Origin of the sequence: Methanoregula sp., from assembly GCF_023227875.1 — an archaeon.
Taxonomy (GTDB): domain Archaea; phylum Halobacteriota; class Methanomicrobia; order Methanomicrobiales; family Methanospirillaceae; genus Methanoregula.
Map to the genome: position 1 here is coordinate 267,846 of NZ_JALOCH010000002.1, position 11,902 is coordinate 279,747.

14 protein-coding genes are annotated in these 11,902 nt (G+C 51.4%); 11 read left to right on the top strand and 3 right to left on the bottom strand.

The genetic code is table 11. The annotated features are described in order from the left end of the window. Positions 1 to 87: 87 nt before the first annotated feature. From M0R30_RS03725 to M0R30_RS03745, 5 genes are all read left to right on the top strand, one after another. A complete protein-coding gene (locus M0R30_RS03725; RefSeq protein WP_292543484.1) occupies positions 88 to 483 on the top strand; it encodes a hypothetical protein in 396 nt (131 codons plus the stop codon). Further along, positions 480 to 1,841, top strand: coding sequence for a DUF6159 family protein (locus M0R30_RS03730; RefSeq protein ID WP_292543485.1), 1,362 nt, complete (start codon positions 480 to 482; stop codon positions 1,839 to 1,841). The genes M0R30_RS03725 and M0R30_RS03730 overlap by 4 nt, the downstream gene beginning before the upstream one ends. Beyond that, on the top strand, positions 1,838 to 2,944 hold the full coding sequence (locus M0R30_RS03735; protein WP_292543487.1) for a hypothetical protein: 1,107 nt from the start codon (positions 1,838 to 1,840) through the stop codon (positions 2,942 to 2,944). The genes M0R30_RS03730 and M0R30_RS03735 overlap by 4 nt, the downstream gene beginning before the upstream one ends. Next, positions 2,941 to 3,678: a DUF1673 family protein gene (locus M0R30_RS03740; RefSeq protein ID WP_292543489.1), complete on the top strand. Its 738-nt coding sequence runs from the start codon at positions 2,941 to 2,943 to the stop codon at positions 3,676 to 3,678. Before M0R30_RS03735 ends, M0R30_RS03740 begins: the two co-directional genes overlap by 4 nt. Before the next feature lie 122 nt (positions 3,679 to 3,800). Beyond that, positions 3,801 to 4,133 carry a hypothetical protein gene (locus M0R30_RS03745; RefSeq protein ID WP_292543491.1) on the top strand — a complete coding sequence of 111 codons (333 nt, stop codon included), beginning with the start codon at positions 3,801 to 3,803 and terminating at the stop codon, positions 4,131 to 4,133. Between the two features lie 65 nt (positions 4,134 to 4,198). Here the strand turns inward: M0R30_RS03745 and M0R30_RS03750 are convergent, their stop codons facing one another. Then, positions 4,199 to 5,305, bottom strand: coding sequence for an endonuclease/exonuclease/phosphatase family protein (locus tag M0R30_RS03750; protein WP_292543493.1), 1,107 nt, complete (start codon positions 5,303 to 5,305; stop codon positions 4,199 to 4,201). Between the two features lie 199 nt (positions 5,306 to 5,504). On the opposite strand from M0R30_RS03750, the gene M0R30_RS03755 reads away from it, so the two are divergent. The 6 genes from M0R30_RS03755 (at position 5,505) to M0R30_RS03780 (ending at position 10,463) form a co-directional block, all read left to right on the top strand. Further along, positions 5,505 to 6,602, top strand: coding sequence for a HAMP domain-containing sensor histidine kinase (locus tag M0R30_RS03755; RefSeq protein WP_292543495.1), 1,098 nt, complete (start codon positions 5,505 to 5,507; stop codon positions 6,600 to 6,602). Between the two features lie 37 nt (positions 6,603 to 6,639). Next, the gene (locus M0R30_RS03760) at positions 6,640 to 7,005 is read left to right on the top strand and encodes a response regulator (protein WP_292543497.1); all 366 of its coding nucleotides are present in this window, start codon (positions 6,640 to 6,642) and stop codon (positions 7,003 to 7,005) included. Between the two features lie 262 nt (positions 7,006 to 7,267). After that, positions 7,268 to 8,284, top strand: a complete 1,017-nt coding sequence (locus M0R30_RS03765; RefSeq protein ID WP_292543499.1) for a hypothetical protein — start codon at positions 7,268 to 7,270, stop codon at positions 8,282 to 8,284. 104 nt (positions 8,285 to 8,388) lie between these two features. Next, positions 8,389 to 8,838, top strand: a complete 450-nt coding sequence (locus tag M0R30_RS03770) for a hypothetical protein (protein WP_292543501.1) — start codon at positions 8,389 to 8,391, stop codon at positions 8,836 to 8,838. Continuing rightward, the gene (locus M0R30_RS03775; protein WP_292543503.1) at positions 8,835 to 9,968 is read left to right on the top strand and encodes a DUF6159 family protein; all 1,134 of its coding nucleotides are present in this window, start codon (positions 8,835 to 8,837) and stop codon (positions 9,966 to 9,968) included. Before M0R30_RS03770 ends, M0R30_RS03775 begins: the two co-directional genes overlap by 4 nt. 309 nt (positions 9,969 to 10,277) lie before the next feature. Beyond that, a complete protein-coding gene (locus M0R30_RS03780; RefSeq protein WP_292543505.1) occupies positions 10,278 to 10,463 on the top strand; it encodes a hypothetical protein in 186 nt (61 codons plus the stop codon). Here the strand turns inward: M0R30_RS03780 and M0R30_RS14740 are convergent. Together M0R30_RS14740 and M0R30_RS03785 are read right to left on the bottom strand one after the other, a co-directional pair. Then, positions 10,460 to 10,627 (bottom strand): type II toxin-antitoxin system RelE/ParE family toxin, encoded by a 168-nt coding sequence (locus M0R30_RS14740; RefSeq protein WP_366513099.1) that lies wholly within the window; start codon positions 10,625 to 10,627, stop codon positions 10,460 to 10,462. The genes M0R30_RS03780 and M0R30_RS14740 overlap by 4 nt on opposite strands. Positions 10,628 to 10,808: 181 nt before the next feature. Then, a complete protein-coding gene (locus M0R30_RS03785; RefSeq protein ID WP_292543508.1) occupies positions 10,809 to 11,600 on the bottom strand; it encodes a hypothetical protein in 792 nt (263 codons plus the stop codon). Between the last annotated feature and the right edge of the window lie 302 nt (positions 11,601 to 11,902).

The window sequence follows — 11,902 nt, forward strand, 5'->3', positions numbered from 1 at the left end:
TACCCGAACATCACATCCAGAATAATACACATTGTTGTTGTCGGGCACCCAACTATTTTTATATTGTAAACATCCATACATTTACCTATGTTCCTACCCACGAATGAGAAACAGTTCGGGTTCTGGAAGATGCGTCGCAACGGGATGCAGAATGTCTCCATTGCAAACCAGTTGGGCATAACACGGCAGGGGGTATCCCAGGCACTCCACGCAATAGACGAGAAGATCGATGTGGAGAAAGGTGTCCTGTTCGGGCGGTCCATCCCGTTCCAGACCAATGCATATATTTTCGTCTCGGAGAAGCACGGCATGCAGGTCTGGTACGAACATGACGGCGACTGCGGGGCATGCGACGAATATACCCAGTGCATCGAGTTCATCTGGGACTTCGCAGCCGAACTGGGAATTAAAATTGAGAAGACCGCTGACCCGACGAAGATGGCAGACGAGCTGCTCGCAAAGATCCGGGAGAGTTCGGGATGACCCAGCATTCCCCGGATACACAAGGGTGGCTCGGCCTGTGCCGGAAAGCGCCGGTGTTCCGTGCCTCAGAGACTTTTACCGGTGATCAGCCAACACCTGCCCATGAGGGGAGCCCGGATGGCGGGGCTGGCGGGCCGGGAACGGTCCGGCGGGGAATCGGGGCCGCCCTGTCAGGTATGAAAACACTGATCCGGAACCGGCAGCTCCTCTGGTTCTCGCTCCTCACCGGACTCGTGCTGGTCGCGCACCTCATCGCCCAGTGGGCGTTCTTCATATTCCCCCAATCCATGGAGTGGCGGTCCTTTGCTGATGCCCGTTTACTCCCATCGCTTGTCCTGACATTTTTAGTTGAGCTCATAACGGTGTTTTGCCTGGTCTTCTTACTGGCGGGCCTTGTCCTGAGCCTCTCTTCAAAGAAAGGTGGTCCGGTCTCATTCTTTCACGGGCTCGCAATGGCCAGAAAATACACAAGATCACTAGCCGGGGGGTCCGTGGTCTTGGCACTCGCAGGCATTCTGCTCTTTGTTCATCCCTTCATCGTCGAAGGGGTACTCTTCGTTCGCAACCCCCAGTGGATGCTCTTCGTTGATCCCTACCACGGCTATGGCGGTTTACTCATATGGCTTGTCCTGACATTTGTAGTCGAGCTCTTAACGGTATTCTGCCTGGCCTTCTTGTTGGCGGGCCTTATCCTGAGCCTTTCTTCAAAGAACGGCGGTTCTGTCTCATTCTTTCACGGACTCGCAATGGCCAGAAAATACACAAGATCACTAACCGGGTGGTCCGCGGTCCTGGCACTCGCAGGCACCCTGATCTTCATTGCTGGCCAATATTCCTATTCGCTGAGATCGACCATCTGGGAATCCCTGTTCAACGTGCTCAACCAGTTTCCCTTCTACCTCGTTAACTACATGCCTGAGGGGGGGTTGGGGGGAATTACGAGTATGCTCGCGGACACTCTGATCCTTTCAGCAATTAACGTACTCCTGTTCATCCTGACCCTGTTTGTTGTACCCCTGCTCGTGCTTGAGGGGAAGAGCCTGAAGGAGGTGGTTTTTGGATCGTTTACCCTGATGAAGAAGTGCTGGGGAGAAGTGGTGGCCTGCGTCCTTGGCCTTGGAATGGTAGTATTCGCCGCCTCGCTCGCGTACCTGCTCTTCCAGGTTACCGGGATTTATCATTTTGAGATCGTCGGCAGCAGCACGTACTCATCCTTGCGCCCGGGCGATGAGTGGATCGCTCTCGGCTTCCTGTACATTCTTGCCCTATCCGGCCTTACGCTTGTCGCGGCAACGGTTGGCGGGATTGCATCTCTGGACCTCTACACCCATGCAAAGAACATGGAGCATGTGGGATGACGGTCCTCACCACCGTTGCGGACTGCTGGCTGGGGCTGTGCCGGAAAAGGCCTGTCATGCAGACAACGACAGCGGTGATGCTGGGAGAGGCCGAAACCGCCCATCCCGTCCAGCCGGATGCCGGAGGTGCGGCCGGGGGCTTACGAAGGGTCCGGTGCGGGATCTCCATCGCCACCGGGAGCATCAAAACCCTGTTTGTGGAGAGGCACCTGCTCTGGTTCTCGCTCCTTGCAGGCCTCGTACTCCTCTTCCTCTTCGTGGCAGAAGGGTGGAGCGTGACGCACTATGATTCCTTCCTGCCCCATTACATCTGGATCCCCTTTGGGGACTCATCCATCATCGTGTTCAATATGCAGCTCTTCCTGATCGAGGCGATCAGCCTGTCAGGCTTCACCTGCCTCCTCGCGGGCCTGGTCCTGCACCGGAGCGCAGGCAGGGCAAACGGGCCGGTCACGATCCGGAAGGCGTTAGCCGGAGTCAACATCCATAATGGCACACTGGCAGCGTTATCCATCGCGATGGCGTTCGTGGCGACAGTTCTTTTTGTGCAGGTCTCCCAGAGCCGGTTCATCGGAGGGTTCCTGCACACGATTGATATGGCCTTGTTCAACCTGCCTTATGCGTACTATGTCCCGAACGGGATCACGTCCATGTATTATTTCTCGTTCAGGATCATGGCCATCAACATTCTCCTGTTCCTGCTGGCACTGTATGTGGTGCCAGGCATCGTGCTGGAGGGCAGACGTCTGCTCCCGGCCCTAGCAGGTTCTGTCAGTCTCATGAAGAGGACCTGGCGCGAGCTGCTGGGCTGCATCCTCGTTCTGGGATGCATTGTCCTTGGGGTCTTTGCTGTCGGGCTCCTGATCGGCCAGTCGCCCCTTTTGCTCAACCACGATTATGACTTCTTCCTCCAGATGTCCCGCGGGCAGGTGCTGATGACCATTGCCTGTTACGGCTTCCTCCTGGGCTGTTGCGTGCTGATGGCTCTCGGGTCGACAGTCCTTGGGGTCGCCATCACGGAACTGCATACGTGCGGGAGAACGGGGTCAGTCCACCCGTTGCCAAAGAGCGATACGACAGCAGTCGGGGAGCCTTCACGATGAGCCGGTTCTCCGAGATAATCCACGGGTGGCTCGGGTTGTGCCCGGACAGGTATGCAGTACAGATGAGGAAAGAGGTGCTGCCCTTTGAGATGAATTCCCAGGGCCCTGAGAAAAACAGGGCATATACCAATAACGGGATCGTTGTTGATTCTGGGACAGCCGGCATCACGAAATGGTTTATCATAGGAGTGGTTGTCGCACTCTTCGGTACCGTATTAGTGTTTCCCTTTATCGTCAAGGGGATATCATTTCGTCAGGCGAGTACCCTGTTCAGTGTATTTCTTCTCTTGTTCGCCATTGTCACACTGTATCGGGATATAAAAAAGGCCAGTCTGGAGATTAGACCCGATGCCCTCATTCTCCGCAGGCCTTTTCACAAGCCGGTGGTTATCCGGCGGGACGATATCGCAACGGTGGAGATCCGGCAAAATGCATTGCCCTACCCGCTCTGGCACCAGAAGATATTAACCGTCTGCCTCATTCCCATCTGCTCTGTCGCTATCGTCCTGATAGAATACTGGGACCTGATTTCAGGAGAGGTTGCCTCTTCACGGTTCCTCCTCAATCTCATTTTCTACATTAATCTCATCTTGTTCTTCTTGGTGTTTTACCATCATTCCCGTGTACGGTCGTCTCCTGAAAAAGGAGTGATCATTACGAACAGGAAAGAAAGAATTACGGTTTTTTGTGAAAACCCGGGTGAGATTACCCGGCTGCTGGAGAAAACACCATGACATTATCCCTGGATTATCTCAGGAAAAAAGTTGGTTTGTGCCAACATGGAGAAACATCCCGGAAAACCCTCACCTGTACCAGCACGGCGGAGCCATACCAGGTCCCCCCCCGACCATCCCCCGTGCCAGCCGCACCTCCTGCCACAACCGATGCCCCGGCCAGGCCCCAACCCGTCTACCAGGAGAATTTCCTCCTGATCCTCCTGCTGGTGGCCGGCCTGTTCTGCCTTGTGGACCTCAGGATGCTCGCCCTTGCCGGGATCTTTTCCGCACTGCTCGTCTATTACGATGCCGGGACGCTGCATGCCGGGGAGAAGTTCGGGAAAGAATCGCTCTTTGGCGATGTGGTTGCATGGCGGCCGCTGACCTGGGCGATCTGCGTCTTCATCATCCCGCTCATCTTCCTCGCGTTTTACACGTTCTCCCGGGAAGAGATCTTTAAAGCGAACAACTGAACCCTCTGGCCGTCGTCTGTGCAGGGCCCGGACGTAACCGGGCCCTTGCATAACGGGATGTCTCCTTACAGCACGAATTCTGCACACACAGCACCGTGGTCCGATGCCGCATTGGACCATTTCGTTACGGTGGTATACTCGTTCTCAACAGGCACCTTTCCTTTCGCTCCAGTTGTCAGTTTCCCGAGGTTGTAGATTCCCCTGCGTTCAACCTTGGCATTCCTGAAACGGTCTTTTAAGGGCTTTGATACCAGAATATAATCGATCTGCTCGAACCCGGTATAGTGATAAGTCCAGCGTTTCATCAGGTCATCCCTGAACTGAAGTGCCAGGACATCGTAGAGGTCGGGGACTGTGAGCAGGGGTTGCAGCGGGGCGCTTAAGGGATGGTCATTGAAGTCGCCGGCAACGACAACCCAGTCGCGTTTCAGGTCGTACTTATTCAGGATCCCTGCAATGGCTTCAGCCTGGTCCTTGCGCCGCTTATCGGCAGTATTGTTCTTGTCATACCCCTTGCTCTTCAGGTGGTTGCAGAGGATGTAGAGTGACTGCTTATTGGGGAGAAGGATCTCGTACTTCGGGCAGTCGCGACTGAAGACCTCGCTCTTTCCCTTCTTATCAAACATGTGGGTACGTATCGTACCAATCGGGTATTTGCTATACAGTCCCACATCGATGCCCCGGTCATCGTTGCCGTCCATCAGCATGTCATATGGATACTTCGACTTCAGCATCTGTGCATCGAACGATTTGAGGGTCGGACGGTCTTCTGCTTCGACAATGCAGAGGATATCGGCACGGATATCCTTGATCACCTGTGCAGTATTTTCACGGGTATTGTTATCGAATGAGTCGGGTTTGAAAGCAACCTCCCCGTCCCAGTCATCTCCTTTTCCTTTTGCCTTGACACCGGTAATTTTCTGTCCTTTCCGGGCGAATAATTTCCCCCGGTTCTCCCGGACTTCGATGAAATCCTTGAGTTCCCCAGTATACATCGCGACAATCTTCTTTTTGTCCGCTTCGCTGTACACGTCCTGTCCGATGAGGTTCTTGAATTCCTGGATCTTTACGAGTATCAGGTCTACTTTATCATGGTCCATGTAATTGAGGGCTTTTGCACGACGGAATAGATTCTGGACATTAAACGTTCCTATCCTGAATGTATCTGCCATAATTCATCTCAAAGCAGTACAGCCGGTTTTCAATCGCTGGGGCTGTTCTGCTATGGATGATGATTAATATTTTACTACAATAAATAATTTTAGCAACAATACATAAGATTTGCCTTCAGCAGTTCCCCTGATGCGGATCCGGACCCTTTTCATTTACCGGGAGTTTTAAGTTCGGCCACTGCCAATTTTTATGAATACGATGCCACATAACAGCGAGATCTCGGGCCACATGTCTGCCGAACGGGGCCTCCTCCAGAACAGTGAGAGCCGGTTCAGGGACCTTGCCGATCTCCTTCCCCAGGTAGTATTCGAACTCGATGAAAACCTGAAATTCACCTTTTTCAACTGGTATGCGATTAAGATCACCGGATATGCATACGATGACCTTTCGAAGAGGACAGGGATATTCGATATTATTCGCGAGATTGATCGACCGTCGGTAGAGCTTTTTTTTACCCGCCTCCAGCAGGATATTACCAGCGGCCATATCGAATGCGGACTCGTTACCCATGATGGAAGGGAGATCCCCGCCATCATCTATGCCTCCCCGGTGATCGGGGAGAACCGTATCGCGGGGATCCATGGGGTCATCGTTGACATCGCGGAACAGAAACGGCTCGAGAAGGCACTCGAGGTAACGAACCAGAAACTGAACATGATGAACAGCGTGACGCGCCATGATGTCCTCAACAACATCACCGGCCTTCTCGGGCTGTGCGATATGCTGGGCGAGATGACCGCTGACAGCAATGCCCGCATGCTCCTCTCAGAGATCCGCGGCCAGGTCATCAAGATCAAAGACCAGATCCTCTTCACCAGGGACTACCAGAGCGTGGGGGTGAAGGCCCCCCAGTGGCAGGGCCTTTGCCAGAGTGTCAGGGATGCGGCATCGGCAATCGGGCGGGATATCGCCCTGGACCTGCCCGGGTCCGATGCAGAGATATATGCCGATCCATTCTTCGGCAGGATTTTCTACAACCTGATCGATAATAGCTTCAGGCACGGCGGATCGGTCCGGAAGATCTCGGTTGAGACCGGGGTCATGCCGGAGGGGGACCTCGTTATCCGGTATTGTGACGATGGCATCGGCATCCCGATGGATGAGAAGCATCTGATCTTTGAACAGGGATATGGCAAGAATACTGGGTTTGGCCTCTTTATCATCCGGGAAATCCTGGGTATTACCGGCCTGACAATCCGGGAGACCGGGAGACCCGGGAGCGGCGTCCTGTTCGAGATCACGGTCCCGAAAGCAGCGTGGAGATTGAATAAAGGCGAACGAGTACAGGGAACATGAATGATATGCGAACCATGATTACACCGGTGAATGAACGATGACGAAGATCCTCCTTGTTGAAGATGATGAAATTGTCTCGCGGGTTGCCGTCTGGCGCCTGCAGAAACTCGGTTACGAAGTCTGCGGAACGGCCACCAACAGCGCCGACGCCCTGAAGGCTGCAAAAGAACATCCCCCGGATCTTATCCTCATGGACATCAAGATTGCCGGGCCCACCGATGGCATAACGACCGCGAAGATGTTAAAGGAGATCACCACTGCCCCGCTTGTGTACCTCACGTCCCAGAGCGATGACGAGATCATCCGCCAGGCTGCCGAGACCCAGCCGGCCGGCTTCGTCTCAAAACCCTTTGAGGACAAGGACCTCAAGATTGCAATCGAGATTGCCCTCCGGAAGAAATAACCGGATGGTTACTTTTTATTCATCATGCAGGTCGCGGACCTGCCGGTATCAGCAAATGATACAATAACATGAAGAGCGCTTTCGCTCTAAAACATTACAGGAAAACTGCCGGGTTCGGAAAGATTCCGGGCATGTCCAGACTGCGAAGCGATTGTTGTGCCCCGGGTATTCCCGCCGGCAGTGCGCTCACCGTCCCCGCTTAAGAACGTGGATAAAAGAGACCCCTCCCATTTTTATATTGTAAATACCAATACATTTACGTATGTCATTGTATGACAACAACAAACGGCCAGTGTTCCGAACGCTGGCCCTGCTGCTCATCATGTCATGTGCAGCGGTATTGTCGGCAGTTCCCGTATCTGCTGAAACAGGAGTCACGGTTATTGCAGAAGGCGACCAGTCCTATTACCTGGGAGAATGCGTGATCTTCCATGGCTTTAACCATGATTCGGATACTACGTACCTCTTTATCACCGGCCCGGGTATCTCTGAAAACGGTGGAAAGCTTACCGCACCGGGCGAGGGTGTCATCAGCAGTGACCCCGGCTTATTCACGCAGGCAGCAACAAAGCCCGACAAGTCCTGGGAATATGTCCTTTATACGGACAGTCTCGATCTCCTTGCCGGATCTTACACGATCTATGCCGTGAGCCAGCCCAAGGCGAAAGACGATATTGGGACAATAAGTTCTGACGATGTCGGGGTCATCTTCAAAAAACCCTTCATCGCTACAGCGATCTCCCCGACACCGGTCGTGAGTGGACAGCCGTTCACGGTCACCGGCTATGCGGAAGGCGACCCGGCCGGCATCCAGCTCTGGATACTCGGCAAAAACTACTTCTCCATCATAACCGTCCCGGTCGACATTGAAGCGAACTATACGTTCACTGCTGACGCCCAGTACTCCGGAAACCTCACTGCGGGAGACTATTACCTCATCGCGCAGCACTCGATGCAGAACAACCAGTTCGACATCGCATTTAACGGAGAATACGTCACCGCCATGCAGGGCGGAAACAGTACGATCCTCTTTAAGGTCACCGGGCCGGGAAGCCTGCAGGGCAGCGATGCGGCAGAGGCGCTTGTTTTTGCCCTGAGCAACAGCGAAAACGGGGATGACACCTATGCAATGGTCCCTTTTACGGTGGATGAGACCGGATACTCTCCGCAGCAGGCACAACCGGTCGCAACCGCCCCGGTACAACAGCAGGCCTCATCTTTCCCGTTCCAGTTTGCCTCGTCCGGGATTACCGGTCTGCTTTCGGGACTGGTCATGTAGAACCGTCGGCAGGCAGTCCATTTCTCTCCCTTTTTTCACCTGCCGGGAAAAACCGGTCGGCAGTCCTCAATGTTTTTATATTGTAAATGTCAATAGATTTACATATGTTCCTGCCCACGAATGAGAAACAGTTCGGGTTCTGGAAGATGCGGCGCAGCGGGATGTCGAATGTTTCTATTGCAAACGAGCTCGGCATTACACGGCAGGGAGTTTCCCAGGCACTCCTCGTGATGAACGAGAAGATCGAGACCTCGCTCCGGGAGATGGCGCAGGCAAACCGGATCCAGATCGAGAAGATCGATGTGGAGCGGGGCGTCCTGTTCGGGCGGTCCATCCCGTTCCAGACCAATGCATATATTTTCGTCTCGGAGAAGCACGGCATGCAGGTCTGGTACGAGCATGACGGCGATTGCATTTCCTGCAATGAATTCACAAAATGCATCGAGTTCATCTGGGACTTCGCAGCCGAGCTGGGGATAAAACTCGAAAAGACCCAGGACCCGACAAAGATGGCAGAGGAACTGCTTGCAAAGGTCCGGGAGGATCGGGAATGAACCTTGTATCGGAAATTGCCGAACACTGGTTTGGCCTGTGCCGGAAGCCACCGGCAGTACATGCACTGCAGACGGATATCGGTATCCCGATGGGATCAGCCTTTGAGGGACTCCCGGATGGCGGGGGCGGCGGATCGGGCACTATTCGCAGGGGGATCGGAGCAGCCCTGTCAGGCACAAAAACGCTGGCGCAGAACCGGCAGCTCCTCTGGTTTACGATCCTTGCCGGGCTTGTGCTGGCGGGAAACGCTATCGGCCAGGCGGCACTCCGCTACATCGACAGGGCCGCGCAACCCGGGGGAATCGTGGAGCTTGTCCGGGACTTTTATATCCTGGACTTTTTCCTGGAGTTTATCACAGTGTTCTGCCTGCTGCTCCTGCTGGCGGGCCTTGTCCTGAGCCTCTCGTCAAAGAAAGGAGGTCCTGCATCGTTCTCAAAAGGACTTGCCGGGGCAAAAAAATACTGGAAACCAATCTTCCTGTGGTCCTTGGTTCTGGCACTCGCAGGCATACTGCTCTTCCGCATCTGGTGTTATGTATTCTTCGGGTTGCCACCAGAGTTCCGGTTCCTCAATAACTTCGGGCCTTATTTCTTTGACAGCACGATCACCCAGTTCCCCTTCAACTGGACGCTCGACTGGGCCATGTTAACCGAACTTCCGGGCTACGGGGGACGATCCCTGCTGTTATTGATCTATCCGTTTGGGCTTGTAGAGGCCATGAACGTCCTTGTGATCAACCTGCTCCTCTTCGTACTGACCCCGTTTGTCGTGCCCCTCACCGTATTCGAGCAGAAGACCCTCAGGGAGGCAGTCGCGGGATCGTTTGCCATGATGAAAAAGACCTGGGGCGAGATAGCTGCCTGCGCCGCATTCCTTGGCATTGTCGTCTTCGGTGTATTTCTTATGTACCTGCTTGTCCAAGCGGTATCCGGGATGGTGTCACCCTACGAGACGGTCATGTTTCATCCCACCGTTACCTGGATTGCTCTGGCCCTCCTCTATAATCTCGCACTTGTAACCTTTGCGTTTGTCGTGGCAACCGTCGGAGGGATCGCTGCGCTGCATCTTTACACCTCTGCAAAGAGCAGGCAGATGCCCGGATCTCCGGAACCAGAACCTCACGCATAACTTTTTTTTAGTTTTTTAAAGAGCGTCAGGGAAATTTCCGGATCTCATATTATTTTTGTCGTACGTGTCATGCAGGCCGCGAACCTGCCGGTATCCATAAAAAACGATACGATGACATAACGAGAGCATTCGCTCTGTACTCAAAACATTCCAAGAATAGTCCGTGTAAGAAGGAAAGCGATAGCAGCTTGGTATGGTTCCCGGGGACTCGCGTACCTCAGTACAGCATACTCACACGGATCTATCACAAAATAGTGTTTATGTTCTACCTCATTCTTTATTACTTCTGAATTGAAATGATACTTTAACATGACATTAGTTCATGGCAAGCATGAAACAGAATGGATCACTATCTCTGTAGATGAATACGAATCCATGAAAAGGACAATTGACGTACTTACTGACAAGGAACTCATGACCCAGATAAAGAGAGGGCAACAGAAGGATGTAAAATCACGCGATTTTAAAGAAGTCGTTAAAGAACTCAGTATTTAGAACTCATCCTTGTGTTTAATCGCTTCGATTAAGACAACGTTATTTTCAAGATCTATCGTGTAAATTATCCTGAAACTGTTTTCAAAATAGAGTTCCCAATAACCATGAAGCGGGGTTCGCAAGGGCTTTCCGTGGAGTTCGGGATTTTCAGATAATTTCTGAATCTTTTTACAAAATGACGTTGGATATTCTTATCGTATTTCTTCAGCCACTCTTCTGCCGGTTCTTTAATTCGGATATTATAGGCACTCATTCTGTTTTGTCTCCTTCGGACTGAAAAACCAAACAACGTAAATCATCCGTCATACCTAACCTGGCGACCCTGACTCGTTCTCCAAAATTATTTCACTCATTTGATTGATAAGTAAACTTCTCATCTGTCTGATTCTTTGATGTAGTAATATCAGATTTAGTAATATCAGATTTTGGTTGTTCAATCCATCTTGCTTCGATGGCCTCCCAGAATATTTTCGCAACTTTAAATTTTCTTGGAGTATCGATTACAATTGATGCTCCCAATTCGGGATCATATAGGATGGGGAAATCACCCCCCATGTTTATAGGAGAAATACCAGAGGATTTTGTTTGCGTTACTTCCATAGTTGGTTTCTTGTCGTTTGACCCATTTATAGAAGTTTGAGTTTTATCCGATTCCGTAGGCTTTTCGGGGCATTCTACAATTTTAAGGTTTCTTACATCGTTTAAATAAGCATTGCGCACAGAATTTTCGAGATTTTGTGCATCAGGAGCAGCAATACCAGCGATTCTTTGTAAATCTACCCAAAATTTCTCTTTTGGAAGATTAACTCCGTATTGTTTAAAAAACTCCTTCCATAACGGAATGTTAAGAATTGCTTCATTAAGGGCCGAATTCTTTTCATCATCTGAGGTGGGATAGGTTATCCTTATACCTAAGTTAGTTACTTTTACACCTCTTTTCTCTAATAATCCAAAATCGCGTAGCGCGGCAAGCTTGCGGAAATACGATCCGCTTGGAGATTTATGACCTAATAGATTTGAGATAGTCAGATTATCATTAGCTTCTTCATTCCGATATTTGTCGTAAAGTAACTTCGTTGCATCAATCAGATCTGGATCTAACCTGAAATCCGGGACGTGGTATTTGTTAACTTCCATTCTAACCACCATTGGGTTAATATTACTCGTCATTCTAACTATATATCTAACTCTACAAAGGTTGAATGAGTTGGTTTGCATAAGTTAATTTAGCCATATCTTGAGTTGGTTTTTCACGGTTTCTAATAGGCACATCCTCTTTAAAGTGTCAACTACACTGTAAAAGATAATAAAATTCTGCTCTGTTGAAATCCTCATCCAAAAATGGTTGTACCGACGACCAAAAGATCTAAGGTACAATGTCTCCTTTTCTTGAGTGTGAAATCAAATAGAAAGGAGACACTTAAGAAATCAGCGAGCCG

Coding starts and splice junctions, on each gene's coding strand:
- M0R30_RS03760 (WP_292543497.1), top strand. CDS start 6,640: ATGACGAAGATCCTCCTTGTTGAAGATGATGAAATTGTCTCGCGGGTT.
- M0R30_RS03740 (WP_292543489.1), top strand. CDS start 2,941: ATGAGCCGGTTCTCCGAGATAATCCACGGGTGGCTCGGGTTGTGCCCG.
- M0R30_RS03765 (WP_292543499.1), top strand. CDS start 7,268: ATGTCATTGTATGACAACAACAAACGGCCAGTGTTCCGAACGCTGGCC.
- M0R30_RS03785 (WP_292543508.1), bottom strand. CDS start 11,600: ATGGAAGTTAACAAATACCACGTCCCGGATTTCAGGTTAGATCCAGAT.
- M0R30_RS03755 (WP_292543495.1), top strand. CDS start 5,505: ATGCCACATAACAGCGAGATCTCGGGCCACATGTCTGCCGAACGGGGC.
- M0R30_RS03730 (WP_292543485.1), top strand. CDS start 480: ATGACCCAGCATTCCCCGGATACACAAGGGTGGCTCGGCCTGTGCCGG.
- M0R30_RS03750 (WP_292543493.1), bottom strand. CDS start 5,305: ATGGCAGATACATTCAGGATAGGAACGTTTAATGTCCAGAATCTATTC.
- M0R30_RS03725 (WP_292543484.1), top strand. CDS start 88: ATGTTCCTACCCACGAATGAGAAACAGTTCGGGTTCTGGAAGATGCGT.
- M0R30_RS03735 (WP_292543487.1), top strand. CDS start 1,838: ATGACGGTCCTCACCACCGTTGCGGACTGCTGGCTGGGGCTGTGCCGG.
- M0R30_RS03775 (WP_292543503.1), top strand. CDS start 8,835: ATGAACCTTGTATCGGAAATTGCCGAACACTGGTTTGGCCTGTGCCGG.
- M0R30_RS03770 (WP_292543501.1), top strand. CDS start 8,389: ATGTTCCTGCCCACGAATGAGAAACAGTTCGGGTTCTGGAAGATGCGG.
- M0R30_RS03780 (WP_292543505.1), top strand. CDS start 10,278: ATGACATTAGTTCATGGCAAGCATGAAACAGAATGGATCACTATCTCT.